Source organism: Clostridium sp. RTP31139st1_H3_RTP31139_211217, from assembly GCF_040227035.1.
Taxonomy (GTDB): domain Bacteria; phylum Bacillota; class Clostridia; order Clostridiales; family Clostridiaceae; genus Clostridium; species Clostridium saudiense.
In genome coordinates this window covers 32,940-48,182 of the sequence record NZ_JBCOAB010000017.1, presented here as the reverse complement: position 1 = coordinate 48,182, position 15,243 = coordinate 32,940, and the positions used below count along the sequence as shown (strand labels likewise).

The following is a 15,243-nucleotide window of genomic DNA, read 5'->3' as shown; positions in this document are numbered from 1 at the left end:
TTATGTATGGTCAAAATATCTAATTAATTAGTTTAAGTGTAATTACTTAGATATATAACCATTTAAAAATTTTTTAATTACTATTTAAAAATTAAATGTATAAAGATGGTAGTTTTCTATTGAAGAAATGAAAGTATGTTATTATACTAATAAGTGACAAAAGATTACAAAATTATACTAAGGAATATTTCTAAGAAAAGTACTAGAAAAAAAATAAAAATGAAGTATAATAATTATTATTAAATAACAATTATAATTATTTAAGAAACATTTAGGATGATGAAAGAAGGTATATTATCATGGCAAAGAGAATGATGACTATTGATGGTAATACGGCTGCTGCTCACGTAGCATATGCGTTTACAGATGTAGCTGCAATATTCCCTATAACTCCATCTACTACAATGGCAGAAGTTGTTGATGAATGGGCTGCTCAAGGGAAGAAAAATATTTTTGGACAAACAGTTAATGTTGTAGAAATGCAATCAGAAGCAGGAGCTGCTGGTACATTCCACGGTTCACTTCAAGCTGGTGCATTAACAACTACTTTTACTGCATCACAAGGTCTATTACTTATGTTACCAAACATGTACAAGGTAGCAGGAGAATTATTACCAGGTGTATTCCATGTAAGTGCTAGAGCAATAGCATCTCAAGCATTATCAATATTTGGAGATCATCAAGATGTTATGGCAGCAAGAATGACAGGATGTGTTATGCTTGCAGCTGGATCAGTACAAGAAGTTGCTGACTTAGCTCCAGTATCTCACCTTTCAGCTATTAAAGGAAGATTACCTTTTGTAAACTTCTTTGATGGATTTAGAACATCTCATGAAATTCAAAAAGTTGAAGTATTAGATTATGAAGATTATGCAGAAATGTTAGATAGAGAAGCTTTAAAAGAATTTAGAAGTAGAGCGTTAACTCCAAATAACCCTGTTACAAGAGGAACAGCTCAAAACTCAGATATTTATTTCCAAACAAGAGAAGCTTCTAATAAATTCTATAATGACATAATTCCAATAGTTGAAGAATACATGGCTAAAATGGAAGAGAAGACAGGAAGAAGCTATGGATTATTCAATTACTATGGAGCAGAAGATGCTAAAGAAATAATTGTTGCTATGGGTTCAGTAACTGAAGCTATAGAAGAAACTATAGATGAATTAAATGCTAGAGGAGAAAAATATGGATTAGTTAAAGTTCATTTATTCAGACCATTCTCTGTAGAGCATTTATTAAAGGTTATACCACAATCAGTAGAAAAGATTTGTGTAATTGATAGAACAAAAGAACCAGGATGTAATGGTGAACCATTATACTTAGATGTATGTTCTGCATTCTATGGAAAAGAAAATGCACCTAAGATAGTTGGTGGACGTTATGGATTAGCTTCTAAGGATGTTACACCATCTGATATCAAAGCTGTATTTGATAACTTAAAGAAAGAAAATTCTAAGAACTTCTTTACTGTAGGTATAGAAGATGATGTTACTTTCACTTCAATTCCAGTAGAAGATGAATTAAGAATTGCAACACCAGGAACAGTTAGATGTAAGTTCTGGGGATTAGGATCAGATGGTACAGTAGGAGCTAATAAGCAAGCTATTAAGATTATTGGTGAAAATACAGATAAATACGTACAAGCTTACTTTGCATATGACTCAAAGAAATCTGGTGGGGTAACTATGTCTCACTTAAGATTTGGAGATACACCAATAAGATCAACTTACCTTATTGATGAAGCTGATTACATAGCATGTCACGTGCAAGCTTACGTAAATCAATATGATTTATTAAAAGGTCTTAAAAAAGGTGGAAACTTCGTATTAAATACAATTTGGAACGAAGAAGAAATTGAAAGAAAATTACCAGCTAAGATGAAGAGATACATAGCTGAAAATGAAATAAACTTCTATACAGTTAATGCAACTAAGATTGCTTCTGAAATAGGATTAGGTAGAAGAATTAATATGATAATGCAATCTGCATTCTTTAAATTAGCAGAAATTATCCCACAAGAAGAAGCTACAGAATACTTAAAAGCTTCAATTAAGAAGGCTTACGGTAAGAAGGGTGATAAGGTTGTTAACATGAACTACGAAGCTGTTGAAGCTGGTATGAATTCATTAGTTAAGATTAATGTACCTGAAAGCTGGAAGACTGCTACTGAAGAAGCAAAAGTAGAAACTAAAGAAGTAACAGATTTCGTTAAAAACATAATGAATCCGATGAATGCTTTAGAAGGAGATAAACTACCAGTAAGTGCATTCAATGGATTAGAAGATGGTACATTCCCAGCAGGAACTGCAGCATATGAAAAAAGAGGTGTTGCTACAGATGTTCCAGAATGGAATATGTCAAAATGTATTCAATGTAACCAATGTGCTTTCGTTTGTCCACATGCATGTATTAGACCAGTTCTAGTAACTGATGAAGAATTAGCAAAAGCACCAGCAGGATTTGAAACTAAGAAAGCTACTGGTAAAACATTAGCAGGATTAAACTACAGAATTCAAGTAAGTACATTAGATTGTACTGGATGTAATAACTGTGTTGATATTTGTCCAGCACCAGGTAAGGCATTAGAAATGAAGCCACTTGGAACACAAGTAGAAACAGAAGTAGCAAACTGGGATTTCTCAGTATCAAAAGAAGTATCAAACAAAGAACACTTAACTCCAGGTAAAACAGTTAAGGATAGCCAATTCAAACAACCACTTATCGAGTTCTCAGGAGCATGTGCTGGTTGTGGAGAAACTCCATATATTAAGTTAGTAACTCAATTATTCGGTGATAGAATGATGATTGCTAATGCAACTGGATGTTCATCAATATGGGGAGGTTCAGCACCTTCAACACCATATACAAAGAACCATGAAGGTAAGGGACCAGCTTGGGCTAACTCATTATTTGAAGATAATGCTGAGTTTGGATACGGTATGTTCTTAGCAGCTGATCAAATGAGAAAGAAAATAGCTTCAAATATGGAAAGCTTAATTTCTATGGATATAGCTGAAGAATATAAAGAAGTATTCAAAAACTGGTTAGAAAATAAAGATAACGGAGAGCTTTCAAAAGTTCATTCAAGAGAAGTTGAAGCTATTTTAGCTGAAAACAACATTGAAAATGAAGAAGCAAAAGTATTAGTTGAAGAAATTAAAGAAAGAGCTGATTTCCTTGTTAAGAGATCACAATGGATCCTTGGAGGAGACGGTTGGGCTTATGACATCGGATACGGTGGATTAGACCATGTATTAGCATCAGGACAAGACGTAAATGTATTAGTATTTGATACAGAAATTTACTCTAACACTGGTGGACAATCTTCTAAATCAACTCCTGCTGCAGCTATGGCTAAATTAGCAGCTTCAGGTAAGAAGACTAAGAAGAAAGATTTAGGAAGAATGATGATGTCTTATGGAAATGTTTATGTTGCACAAGTAGCTATTGGTGCTGATAAGAACCAAGTAGTTAAAGCAATGCTTGAAGCAGAAGCTCATAATGGACCATCAATCATTATTGCTTACTCAACTTGTATCAGCCATGGATTAAAGAAGGGAATGGGATTCTCTATAAGAAACATGGATGAAGCAGTTAAGGCTGGATACTGGCATTTATACAGATACAATCCAGAATTAAAAGAACAAGGAAAGAATCCATTTAGCTTAGATTCTAAAGAACCACAAGGAAGCTTTAGAGACTTCATAATGGATCAAGTAAGATACTCTGCAATTGCTAAGCAATTCCCTGAGCAAGCGGAAGAATTATTCCAAATGACAGAAGAACATGCTAGACAAAAATATGCAGAATTAAAGAAGTTAGCAGAACAAGAATAATATATAACTGTGAGATAAATCCGATATATGGATTTATTTCACAGTTTTTTATTTTATTTAACTTTATTTTTATTGATTATTCTATTATGAAATAAAATAAACATAAATATAATAAAAATAAGGAAAGGTTTTATGTTTATATTTAAAAGTGATAAATATATTATACCTATAGAAGAAATAGATTTTTGGGAAAATGGAATTTTTGATAAAGATACAAAAGATCAAAAGAAAAATAAATTAGCTATGAATATGATAAATAATGCCATAGATAATGTTGAAAATAACAGAGTAAAAAAGATTAATGCTATATGGTTAGAAACTTCAGGGTGCTTTGGTGAAGTTATTTCACTTTTAAATTCAGAAGATCCTAATCTTATATATATGCTGGAGAAATTTGTGGATATGAAGTATTTTGGAAGTATTCAAGGAGATCAAGGTGAGGAAGCTTATAAAAATATAATTGATAATTTAGATACAGAATATATTTTTATAGTATCTGGAGCTATACCAACAAGGGACAATGGTCTTTATACAACAGTAGCTACTTATAAAGGTGAAAAGATAACTGCTATGAAAGCTGTGAGTGATATTTCTAAAAATGCACGTATAATAATTACTGTAGGAACCTGTGCATGTTTTGGAGGGCCTACAGCTGCAAAGCCAAATTTATCAAAGGCTTTAAGTGTAAGCGAATTTTTGAAAAGAACAGATATTATAAAAATTCCAGGATGCCCGGCTAATCCAGTTTGGGTAGCAGGAATATTAGGATATATAGCTTCTGGTGGAATTCCAGAACTTGATAGTAATGGAAGACCATTAGTTTATTATGATACTTTAATACATGATATATGCCCTAGAAGAAAATTTTTTGATCAAGGAATTTTTGCAAAAAAATTTGGTGAAAAAGAATGCATGTTTAAATTGGGATGTAGAGGACCCGTCACTTATGCATATTGCCCAGTAAGTAGGTGGAATAATACTTTTAATTGGCCTATTGAAGATAATACAACATGTATAGGATGTGCATCACCAGGATTTCCAGATGACTATGAACCTTTTGTAAAGTATGACTCTAGTAATGTGTAATAAGGGGATAAATATGACTACTATAAGAATAGATCCTGTAACAAGAATAAGTGGATTACTTAATATAGAAGTACAAGTTGAAAATAATAAGATTGTAGATGCTAAAGTAAGTGGAAGCCAATTTAGAGGTTTTGAAAAAATGTTTGAGGGAAGGCCGCCATTTGACATTATAAGATTAGTTCCAAGAGTTTGTGGAATATGTTCAACACATCATGCAATTACATCTGTAAGAGCTTTTGAAAATGCAATGAATATTACTCCTGATTTAAATTGAATGATATCAAATTATACATTAATACCTCCATCAGCATGGAATTTTTCACCTACAGATAGAAAGGAGTTAAAAGGAACTGTTGAACAAGCTTTAATTGGAGCAGAGATTAATGATATAAATGCTCCAGTAGAAATAGGAAGAATAGTTAGAAGTTTTGATCCATGTTTAAATTGTGCTGTACATGTGACAAGTAATAGGCATAAACCCATAAATATAATAATTAATTCATAGGAGTAACTATGGTTAAGGTTTTTGGAATAGGAAATATTCTTTTAAAAGATGATGGAATAGGTGTAAGGTTAGCAAGAAATATAAAAAGGAGAGTAGATAAAGATAATATTAATGAAATAGAAGTTTTTATTGGAGAAACTGATTATTTATATTGCTTAGAAAACATAAATGATGATGAATTTATAATAATATTAGATTCAACTTATTTTGGAATAAATCCTGGTGAAATTACTTTTAAAAAGCTAGAAGAATGTGATAAGCTAATTAGTAAAGAGATAACTGCACATGAAACAAGCCTCTTAAGTCTGGTGAGGCTTGAGAAAACAAATGTAAATGGCTATTTTATTGGTATAGAAATAGATAGTATAGAATATTCATTGGAATTATCAAATATTTTACAGAAAAGATTTAATTCTATATATGATGAAGTTTATGAATTTATTGTAAAAATAGCTAAAGAGCTTTATTTTTTATAAAAAAAAGTATATTATTAGATTTTAATATAAAATAGAAATTATATTTTAAGTATATAATTTCTATTTTTTAATTTTAAAGTAAAGTACAGTGAGAGAAAATTAATTATATAATACATATAATATAAGCAATTTACTATTTATAGCTTGATAAAAAACTAACAACTTAAAGGAGGATAGGGTTATGGAAATAATAATTGCTATAGCTATGCTTACAGGAGTGTTTTGTTATTATCAAAATAATAAAATTGTAATAACAAATATAAAATTAAAGCAGAAGATAAATAATAAAGTTAGAATAGCACAAATATCAGATTTACATAGTAAAGAGTTTGGAAAAAATAATTATATTTTATATAAAAAAATTATTGAACAAAAACCTGATATTATTGTTGCAACAGGGGATTTGATAGATTCAAGTATGAAAAAGCTTGATGAAATAATTGAATTTTGTAGCAGTATAAATAAAGACATTCCTATGTATTATATATTAGGAAATAATGAAATGAGATGTAGTAGAGTAAGTGAAATAGTAGAGAAGTTGAAAAAAAATAAAATATGTGTATTAGAAAATGAAATAGAATCTATAGAAGTAAAAGGAAATAAGATTAATATTTTAGGATTGGAAGAAAAAAGAATAGATGAAGGTGAATTATTTTATAGTAAAGTTAATAGCAGATATGGCACTGAAAATATAGAAAAAATATTTAGCAGATTAGAAAGATTAGATGGAATAAAAATTGTACTATCACATTATCCTGAAAATTTTGAGTATATAGAAGAAGGAGCCTATAGTAAATATAATTTTGATATTATGTTTTCAGGTCATGCACATGGAGGGCAGTTTATATTACCAGGAATAGGTGGAATATTTGCCCCAGGACAAGGATTATTTCCTAAGTATTATAAAGGAGTATATGGAGAAAAAAATAAATTAATAGTTAGTAGAGGATTGGGTAATAGCGGATTTCCATTGAGACTATTTAATAGACCAGATTTAGTAATTGTTGATTTAATTTAAAAAATAAGAGCTTATTGCGTGTGCAATAAGCTCTATTTAATATTATAAACAAATTACATTGATTTGTGGAATGTTCTGTTTATAACGTCTAATTGTTGTTCTCTTGTTAATTTAATGAAGTTAACAGCATATCCAGAAACTCTGATTGTTAATTGTGGATATTCTTCTGGGTGATCCATAGCATCTAATAAAGTTTCTCTATTAAATACATTTACGTTTAAGTGTTGAGCACCTTGAGAGAAGTATCCATCCATCATAGTACCTAAGTTATGGATTCTGTTTTCAGGTGTTTTTCCTAATGCATCTGGAACGATTGAGAATGTATTAGAAACACCATCTTGTGAATGTTCATAAGGGATTTTAGCAACTGAGTTTAATGATGCTAATGATCCGCTACAGTCTCTTCCGTGCATTGGGTTAGCTCCTGGTGCAAATGGTTCTCCAGCTTTTCTTCCACATGGAGTTGTACCAGTTTTCTTACCGTAAACAACGTTTGAAGTGATTGTTAATACTGATTGAGTGTGGTAAGCATTTCTGTAAGTCTTGTTTTGTCTGATCTTATTCATCATGCTTTCAACTAACCATGCAGCAATTTCATCAACTCTGTCATCGTCGTTTCCGTATTTAGGGAAATCACCCTCAACTTCGAAATCTACAGCTATTCCTTCTTCATTTCTTATTGGCTTAACTTTAGCGTATTTGATTGCAGAAATAGAGTCAGCACAAACTGATAAACCAGCTATACCACAAGCCATAGTTCTGAATACGTCTCTGTCATGTAAAGCCATTTGTAATTTTTCATATGAATATTTGTCATGCATGTAGTGGATAACATTTAATGTATTAACGTAAAGGTTAGCTAACCAGTCAGTCATAACATCGAATCTATCCATAACTTCATTGTAATCTAAGTATTCACCAGTTAATGGAGCAGTCTTAGGTCCAACTTGCATTCCGTACTTTTCATCTTTACCACCGTTTATAGCGTAAAGTAAAGTTTTAGCTAAGTTAACTCTAGCACCGAAGAATTGCATTTGCTTACCAACTCTCATTGCAGATACACAACAAGCGATAGCGTAGTCATCTCCCCAGTATGGAGCCATTAAATCATCATTTTCGTATTGAACTGATGATGTATCAATAGAAACCTTAGAACAGAAATCTTTAAATCCTTGAGGTAATCTAGTTGACCATAAAACAGTTAAGTTTGGTTCTGGTGATGGTCCTAAAGTATATAATGTGTTAAGTACTCTGAATGAGTTCTTAGTAACTAAAGTTCTACCATCTAATCCCATACCACCGATTGATTCAGTAACCCAAGTTGGATCTCCTGAGAATAAATCGTTGTATTCTGGAGTTCTTAAGAATTTAACTAATCTTAACTTCATTACGAAGTGGTCCATTAATTCTTGAGCTTCTTCTTCTGTGATAACACCGTTTCTTAAATCTCTTTCAATATAGATATCTAAGAATGTAGAAGTTCTTCCTAAAGACATCGCAGCACCATTTTGGTCTTTGATAGCTCCTAAGAATCCAAAGTATAACCATTGTATAGCTTCTTTAGCGTTAGTAGCTGGTTGAGATATATCAAATCCGTAGCTAGCAGCTAATCCTTTTAATTCTTTTAATGCAAGAATTTGATCAGATATTTCTTCTCTTAATCTGATTACATCTTCATCAATTGTTTTAACTTCTAAGCTTAATTTTTGTTGTTCTTTATCTTGGATTAATCTATCAACACCGTATAAAGCAACTCTTCTGTAGTCACCTATGATTCTTCCTCTACCATAAGCATCTGGAAGACCAGTGATAACACCAGATTTTCTAGCTAATCTCATTTCTGAAGTATAAGCATCGAAAACACCTTGGTTGTGGGTTTTTCTGTATTTAGAGAATATTTCAGATATTCTTGGGCTTACTTCATATCCATAAGCTTTAGCTGCATTTTCAGCCATTCTTATACCACCGTATGGCATTACAGCTCTCTTTAATGGAGCATCAGTTTGTACACCAACGATTTTTTCAAAAGCTTGATCAATGTAACCAGGCTTGTATTCATTGATTCCAGATATAGTTTCTGTATCTACATCTAAAACTCCACCATTTTCTCTTTCTTTTTTGAATAGTTCACTAACTTCAGCCCAAAGCTTGTTTGTATCTTCAGTAGCTCCAGCTAAGAAACTATCATCACCTTCATATGGAGTATAGTTAGTTTGAATAAAGTTTCTTACGTCAATACTTTTTGTCCATGAACCTGTTTTGAAATCATTCCATTCTTCTCTCATCATAGCGCCTCTTTTCTAACATTTTATAAATATATATAAGTATTGTCATTTATGTTAAACAATAATTAAATAATAATAATTATTATTTAACAATGGCATATTTAAACTATATCACTAATTTTTGAAATTTTCAAGATAGAAATTAAAAAAATTTATTATAAAAAATATAGCGAAATAGTACATAAATTATAATATCATAGTATTACATGATAAGCAAAGGGAAGAAGTGGAGGAGTTATGATATATATTAAAGAAATTTAGCCAATTAATTATTAAAATGTAAAAAATAATTAAGATACAGGTATGATAGTTAAAAAATTAACAATAAATTATAATTAATTTGTAAATATTATAAAATTTAATTAAAAAAAGTCTATATGAATATCCTATTAATTTTAAATAAGATATTATAAAGACTCTTTTTCCTAATTAATAATATTTATTCAATTTTTAGATTCCTTTTTCGTATTGTTCTACCATTCTTTTAACCATTTCTCCACCAACACTTCCGCATTGTTTAGAAGTAAGGTTACCATTGTAGTCAGTGAAAGGAACTCCCATTTCGCTTGCTACTTCATTTTTGAATTTAGATAAACCATTTTTTGCTTCTGGAACTAATTTTTGTGCCATTATAAAGTTCCTCCTTTATGATATTTATTTATAAAGTAATCATTTACTTTACACTATTATGTTGTGCAGAAAAGCGTTAAATACTCTATAAAAAAGTAGGGAATAGTACCAAAAAAGTTATTTCTGTATAACGAATACCTTAATTAATATGCTTTTACTAAATTGTAATAATATTCAATATCAATGAGAAAAAAATCAAAATTAACTAAAAAAGTTTTAAAGAAAATAAAAAATATAAAAAATACAAAAAATATCTAGACAATAGAAGAATAGAATGATAAAATGTGTAAGAAATAAATGAAAATTAATATCAATTAATAAATAATTTCAAATAGAATTATTTATTGTTTTTTGAGATAAGGTAAGGCAATATGGGGGAAAGCAAATGAAGAAAAGATATTTATTTATTGTATTAATAATATTATGTATTGCTTCAATATTTATAGGGGTAACTAATATCAATATTAATGATATATTAACTTTTAATATTGATAAGATTGAAATATTACTAATTAGTAGATTACCAAGGCTTATTGCAATAATCGTAGCAGGAGTTGGATTAAGTATTAGCGGTTTAATAATGCAGCAAATTAGTAAAAACAAATTTGTTTCTCCTACAACAGCAGCAACAGCAGATTTCGCTAAGCTAGGAATTTTATTTTGTATAATGATAATTCCAGGAGCAACGATTATGCAAAAGATGATAGTATCTTTTGTTTTTGCAGGATTAGGCACTGTACTATTTATGAAAATGATAAAAGCAATCAAAATAAAGAATATAGTATTTGTACCTTTAATAGGTATGATGCTAGGAAAAATTGTTGGATCAATAACTACATTCTTTGCATATAAATATGATTTAGTTCAAAATATTTCATCATGGATGGAAGGGGACATGTCTTTAATAATGAAAGGAAGTTATGAATTATTATACTTAAGTGTTCCTATGGTTATTATAGCATTTTTATATGCAAATAAATTTACTATTGTAGGAATGGGGGAAGACTTTGCAATTAATTTAGGATTAAATTACAACTTTGTAATTAATGTAGGCTTAGCAATAGTTTCATTAATTTGTGCAGTTACAATAATTACAGTTGGTAATATACCTTTCTTAGGTCTTATAATTCCCAATATAGTAAGCTTATATAGTGGAGATAATTTAAAGAAAACACTATATCATACAGCTTTATTAGGGCCTATATTCTTACTTGCCTGTGATATTTTAGGAAGAATAATAATATTCCCATTTGAAATGTCAATTAGTTTAACAGTAGGAGTTATAGGAAGTATAATTTTCCTTTATATGATAGTAAGGGGGACAAAAAATGAAGACTAAAGATAAAAAGAGTATAATAATTTTAACAGTTTTAGCTCTAATATTAATAACTTCGTTTTTATTTATTGGTGTAAATAGTGTTAATTTTAAATATGCTTTATATAGAAGAATTCCTAAAATATATGCAATGATATTAACTGGTGCAGCAATCGGTTTTTCATCATTAATATTCCAAACAGTTACAAACAATAGAATATTAACTCCTAGTATATTAGGAATAGATTCACTATATGTATTATTACAAACAACTATAGTGTTTTTATTAGGATCATCATCTGCAATAATAAGCAATGGAAATATAAATTTCATTATTACAATAGTATCTATGCTTTTATTTTCAAGTTTAATATATAAATTTATATTTAAAAAAGGAAGTAAAAATATATTTACATTGTTATTAGTTGGTGTGGTATGCGGTACTTTATTTGAAAGTTTAACTACATTTATGCAGGTTCTTATAGACCCAGTAGAGTTTCAAGTAGTACAAGATAAAATGCAAGCTAGCTTTAATAATATAAATACTGATTTATTATTTGTATCAAGTATTGTAATAATACTATGTATAGGATATGTTTATGATTATTTAAAAATACTAGATGTTATGTCATTAGGAAGGGATGAAGCTATAAATCTTGGAGTAGACTATGACAAAATGGTAAAGAAAATGTTAATAGTAGTAGTTTTATTAACTTCAGTTGCAACTGCATTAGTTGGACCTATAACTTTTTTAGGGCTACTTGTAGTAAATATAGCAAGGCAGGTTATATCAAGTTACAAACATAGTACCTTAGGCATAGGAACTATATTAATTAGCATAGTAGCATTGATAGGTGGACAATTATTTGTTGAACAAGTAATGAATTTTGGTGTATCAGTAAGTGTAATAATTAACTTTATTGGAGGAATTTATTTCATTTACTTAGTAATGAAGGAGAGAAATAGATGATAGAAGTAAAGAATATAAGTAAAGCCTATGGAAATAAAAAAGTAGTAGATAATGTATCTTTAAATATTCAAGAGGGTAAAATAACTTCTTTCATTGGTCCAAATGGAGCTGGAAAAAGTACTCTTCTTTCAATAATGAGTAGACTTTTAAAGCGAGATTCTGGAGAAGTTTTATTAGATGGAAAAGATATTTTAAGTTGGGATAATAAAGAATTAGCGAAAAAAATAGCTATATTAAGACAATCTAATAATATTAATATTAGATTAACAATTAAAGAGTTAGTTAGCTTTGGTAGATTTCCTCATTCACAAGGAAATTTAAAAGAAGAAGATTATAAATATATAGATGAAGCAATTAATTATATGCAGCTTAAGGAATTTGAAGATAGATATTTAGATGAATTGAGTGGTGGACAAAGACAAAGGGCTTATATTGCAATGGTAATAGCTCAAAATAGTGATTATATATTCCTTGATGAGCCATTAAATAATTTAGATATGAAGCATTCAGTAGAAATAATGAAAACTTTAAGAAAGCTTTGTGATGAATTAAATAAAACCGTTGTAATAGTTATACATGATATTAATTTTGCTTCTTGCTATTCAGATTACATTGTTGCATTAAAAGATGGTAAACTTGTGAAAAATGGTGTAACTGAAGAAACTATACAAAAGGAAGAGTTAGAAAATATATATGAAATTGACTTCCATATAGAAAATATTAATAACAGAAATATTTGTGTATATTTCTAATAAAAAGAGAAGTGTATTTTATGGCAAATTATTAAATTTGCCTTTAAATAAGAAATATATTGATAATGAGTATCAATATTAAAAACAAGGAGTGTTTTAAGGATGAAGAAAAAAACAATTTTATCAATAGTAGTTTTATTAGTTATAGTTTTAGGTATATTTGGTATAACTAAATTTGTTGGAGCTGAAGGTAATGCTGAAGGAGAAACTTTAGTGGTTACACATGAGTCAGGAGAAACAACAGTTAATAAAAATCCTAAAAGAGTAGTAGTATTTGATTACGGTATATTAGATTCATTAGATAAATTAGGTGTTGAAGGAATAATAGGTGTAGTTCAAGATGGAATTCCAGAATATTTAAGTAAATATGCTAGTGAAGAATATTCAAGTATAGGAACTTTAAAAGAACCAGATATGGAAAAAATATTTGAATTAACTCCAGATTTAATAGTAATTTCTGGTAGACAAGCTGATTATTATGAAGAGTTAAATAAAATTGCACCAACTATCAATTTAAGCTTAAATAATGAAAATTATTTAGAATCATTTGAAACTAATATGAATATATTAGGAGAAGTTTTTGGTAAAGAAAAGGATGTAGAAAAAGAACTTGCTACAATTAAAGAATCTATTCAAGAGTTAAATACTAAGGTAACAGAAAAAGGTATTAATGGCCTTATTGCATTAGCTAACGATGGTGCATTTAGTGTTTATGGAGCAGAATCAAGATTTGGAATAATCCATAACGGATTTGGTGTTACTCCAGTTGACACAACAATTGAAGGGTCAACACATGGACAAAAGGCTTCATTTGAATATGTAGTAGAAAAAAATCCAGATTATTTATTTGTTGTTGATAGAGCTGCTATTGCAGGAGGAACAACATCAGCAAAAGAATTATTTGAAAATGAATTAATGGAAAAAACAGATGCTTATAAAAATGGAAATATTGTTTATTTAGATCCAAGTATTTGGTATACAGCAACAGGTGGTTTTACATCAACAATGAAGATGGTTGAAGAAATTAATAGTGCTATAAAATAGGTTTAAAGACTAGTTACGTTTTAAGTAACTAGTCTTTTGTTATGTAAAAATTAATAAAATGTAAAATAGTTGATTATGATTAAAACAAATTGATATTTATGTATAAATAAGATTAAAAAAATAGTAATAATATATGAAAATGGAAGATAAAATAATAATTGACAAATAAAACCATATAAGGTATTATTGATAATAACTTTAACACTTTAATCTGCTAAAGGGGGCGATTTGAATTAAAAATATTATACCAGAAGGAATGCGAGATTTTACGGTTGATGAGTGTAAGAGAAGAAATAAGATTATAGAAACTATTACTGAAAGGTTTAGTAAATGGGGATATAGTGAAGTTTCTACTCCAATAGTTGAATATTATAAAACTTTCAATCATAAAACTCAAGATTTAAAAGAAGAAGAAATGTACAAGTTTTTTGATAGCAGAGGAAGAATTTTAGTATTAAGGCCTGATATGACTGTACCTGTTGCAAGATTAGTTAATACTAAATTAAAAGATATGAAGTTACCTCTAAAGCTTTTTTATAATGCAGAGGTTTTTAGAGTACATGAAAGCTTTGAGGGAAAGAGAAATGAATATTTAGATTGTGGAATAGAGTTAATTGGGGCATCTGGAGAAAAAACTGACTTAGAAGTGTTAGTGACTGCATTAGAAGTATTAAAGGCATTAGATACTAAAAAAGAATTTAAGTTAGAGATAGGTAATGTAAATATATTGAAATCAGCATTAAAAGATATGAATTTATCTATTGATAATCAAAATAAGGTTATTGAGTTAATTAATAAAAAAAGTTTAACAAGTTTAAGGGAATATTTAGATGATATAGAAATTAGAAAAGAGTATAAAGAATTTTTAAATAAATTTCCTTGGCTTTTTGGTGGTTATGAAATGATTAAAAAAGCTAAAGGTTTAGCATTTAATGAGGATATGAAAAAAAATATAGAGTATCTTGAAAACTTATATTTAAACTTGCAAAAGCTTGGATATGAAAAGTATTTATCTGTTGATATTAGCATGGTACCAAGAGTGAATTATTATTCAGGAATAATTTTTAAAGGATATGTAAAAGAAATAGGTTCAACTGTTATTAGAGGTGGAAGATATGATAATTTACTAGAGAGTTTTGGTAAAAGTATTCCTGCAATAGGATTTTCAGTAGATGTAAATTTGCTCATTGATTCTTGTGATTATGAAGAAAAAGTTAATTCAGAAAAAATTATTTTAAGTAAAGATAATTATTTGGAAGAATTAAGAAAAGCAATAAATAAAACTAGAAATGGCGAAAAGATAGAAATAATTTATAAATAGAA

12 protein-coding genes and 1 pseudogene are annotated in these 15,243 nt (G+C 28.9%); 11 read left to right on the top strand and 2 right to left on the bottom strand.

Going from position 1 to position 15,243, the window contains the following annotated elements:
- The first annotated feature begins 299 nt into the window (after nt 1-299).
- The 6 genes and pseudogenes from nifJ to ABUA17_RS09135 all read left to right on the top strand — a co-directional run bounded on the left by nifJ (nt 300) and on the right by ABUA17_RS09135 (nt 6,924).
- Nucleotides 300-3,839 carry a pyruvate:ferredoxin (flavodoxin) oxidoreductase gene (gene nifJ, locus ABUA17_RS09160; protein WP_042400730.1) on the top strand — a complete coding sequence of 1,180 codons (3,540 nt, stop codon included), beginning with the start codon at nt 300-302 and terminating at the stop codon, nt 3,837-3,839.
- A 132-nt stretch (nt 3,840-3,971) separates the two neighbouring features.
- Entirely contained in the window at nt 3,972-4,925 is a 954-nt protein-coding gene (locus tag ABUA17_RS09155; protein ID WP_082423870.1) for a hydrogenase small subunit, read from the top strand.
- Between the two features lie 13 nt (nt 4,926-4,938).
- Nucleotides 4,939-5,196 (top strand): annotated as a pseudogene (locus tag ABUA17_RS09150) (nickel-dependent hydrogenase large subunit); the annotation flags it as partial.
- 3 nt (nt 5,197-5,199) lie between these two features.
- Nucleotides 5,200-5,430, top strand: coding sequence for a nickel-dependent hydrogenase large subunit (locus tag ABUA17_RS09145; protein ID WP_349817950.1), 231 nt, complete (start codon nt 5,200-5,202; stop codon nt 5,428-5,430).
- Nucleotides 5,431-5,438: 8 nt separating this feature from the next.
- Nucleotides 5,439-5,906, top strand: a complete 468-nt coding sequence (locus ABUA17_RS09140) for a hydrogenase maturation protease (protein ID WP_042400721.1) — start codon at nt 5,439-5,441, stop codon at nt 5,904-5,906.
- 181 nt (nt 5,907-6,087) lie between these two features.
- Entirely contained in the window at nt 6,088-6,924 is an 837-nt protein-coding gene (locus ABUA17_RS09135; RefSeq protein WP_195951510.1) for a metallophosphoesterase, read from the top strand.
- Nucleotides 6,925-6,977: 53 nt separating this feature from the next.
- On the opposite strand, the gene pflB is transcribed toward ABUA17_RS09135, so the two are convergent.
- Nucleotides 6,978-9,209 carry a formate C-acetyltransferase gene (gene pflB, locus ABUA17_RS09130; protein ID WP_042400713.1) on the bottom strand — a complete coding sequence of 744 codons (2,232 nt, stop codon included), beginning with the start codon at nt 9,207-9,209 and terminating at the stop codon, nt 6,978-6,980.
- A gap of 450 nt (nt 9,210-9,659) precedes the next feature.
- Nucleotides 9,660-9,839, bottom strand: coding sequence for an alpha/beta-type small acid-soluble spore protein (locus tag ABUA17_RS09125; RefSeq protein ID WP_042400710.1), 180 nt, complete (start codon nt 9,837-9,839; stop codon nt 9,660-9,662).
- Nucleotides 9,840-10,224: 385 nt separating this feature from the next.
- Here ABUA17_RS09125 and ABUA17_RS09120 point away from each other — a divergent pair, with 385 nt between their 5' ends.
- From ABUA17_RS09120 to hisZ, 5 genes are all read left to right on the top strand, one after another.
- Nucleotides 10,225-11,178 carry an ABC transporter permease gene (locus ABUA17_RS09120; protein ID WP_042400707.1) on the top strand — a complete coding sequence of 318 codons (954 nt, stop codon included), beginning with the start codon at nt 10,225-10,227 and terminating at the stop codon, nt 11,176-11,178.
- Nucleotides 11,168-12,124, top strand: a complete 957-nt coding sequence (locus ABUA17_RS09115; protein WP_042400702.1) for an iron chelate uptake ABC transporter family permease subunit — start codon at nt 11,168-11,170, stop codon at nt 12,122-12,124. The genes ABUA17_RS09120 and ABUA17_RS09115 overlap by 11 nt, the downstream gene beginning before the upstream one ends.
- Nucleotides 12,121-12,876 (top strand): iron ABC transporter ATP-binding protein, encoded by a 756-nt coding sequence (locus ABUA17_RS09110; RefSeq protein ID WP_042400699.1) that lies wholly within the window; start codon nt 12,121-12,123, stop codon nt 12,874-12,876. Before ABUA17_RS09115 ends, ABUA17_RS09110 begins: the two co-directional genes overlap by 4 nt.
- Nucleotides 12,877-12,978: 102 nt before the next feature.
- Nucleotides 12,979-13,920 (top strand): siderophore ABC transporter substrate-binding protein, encoded by a 942-nt coding sequence (locus ABUA17_RS09105; protein WP_042400696.1) that lies wholly within the window; start codon nt 12,979-12,981, stop codon nt 13,918-13,920.
- Nucleotides 13,921-14,176: 256 nt separating this feature from the next.
- Nucleotides 14,177-15,241 carry an ATP phosphoribosyltransferase regulatory subunit gene (gene hisZ, locus ABUA17_RS09100; protein ID WP_042400693.1) on the top strand — a complete coding sequence of 355 codons (1,065 nt, stop codon included), beginning with the start codon at nt 14,177-14,179 and terminating at the stop codon, nt 15,239-15,241.
- The last annotated feature ends 2 nt before the right edge of the window (nt 15,242-15,243 follow it).

Excerpts from the sequence above, each read along its gene's own strand:
- pflB (WP_042400713.1), bottom strand. The coding sequence starts at position 9,209 with ATGAGAGAAGAATGGAATGATTTCAAAACAGGTTCATGGACAAAAAGT.
- hisZ (WP_042400693.1), top strand. The coding sequence starts at position 14,177 with ATGCGAGATTTTACGGTTGATGAGTGTAAGAGAAGAAATAAGATTATA.
- ABUA17_RS09105 (WP_042400696.1), top strand. The coding sequence starts at position 12,979 with ATGAAGAAAAAAACAATTTTATCAATAGTAGTTTTATTAGTTATAGTT.
- ABUA17_RS09115 (WP_042400702.1), top strand. The coding sequence starts at position 11,168 with ATGAAGACTAAAGATAAAAAGAGTATAATAATTTTAACAGTTTTAGCT.
- ABUA17_RS09120 (WP_042400707.1), top strand. The coding sequence starts at position 10,225 with ATGAAGAAAAGATATTTATTTATTGTATTAATAATATTATGTATTGCT.
- ABUA17_RS09110 (WP_042400699.1), top strand. The coding sequence starts at position 12,121 with ATGATAGAAGTAAAGAATATAAGTAAAGCCTATGGAAATAAAAAAGTA.
- ABUA17_RS09125 (WP_042400710.1), bottom strand. The coding sequence starts at position 9,839 with ATGGCACAAAAATTAGTTCCAGAAGCAAAAAATGGTTTATCTAAATTC.
- ABUA17_RS09155 (WP_082423870.1), top strand. The coding sequence starts at position 3,972 with ATGTTTATATTTAAAAGTGATAAATATATTATACCTATAGAAGAAATA.
- ABUA17_RS09135 (WP_195951510.1), top strand. The coding sequence starts at position 6,088 with ATGGAAATAATAATTGCTATAGCTATGCTTACAGGAGTGTTTTGTTAT.
- ABUA17_RS09145 (WP_349817950.1), top strand. The coding sequence starts at position 5,200 with ATGATATCAAATTATACATTAATACCTCCATCAGCATGGAATTTTTCA.
- ABUA17_RS09140 (WP_042400721.1), top strand. The coding sequence starts at position 5,439 with ATGGTTAAGGTTTTTGGAATAGGAAATATTCTTTTAAAAGATGATGGA.
- nifJ (WP_042400730.1), top strand. The coding sequence starts at position 300 with ATGGCAAAGAGAATGATGACTATTGATGGTAATACGGCTGCTGCTCAC.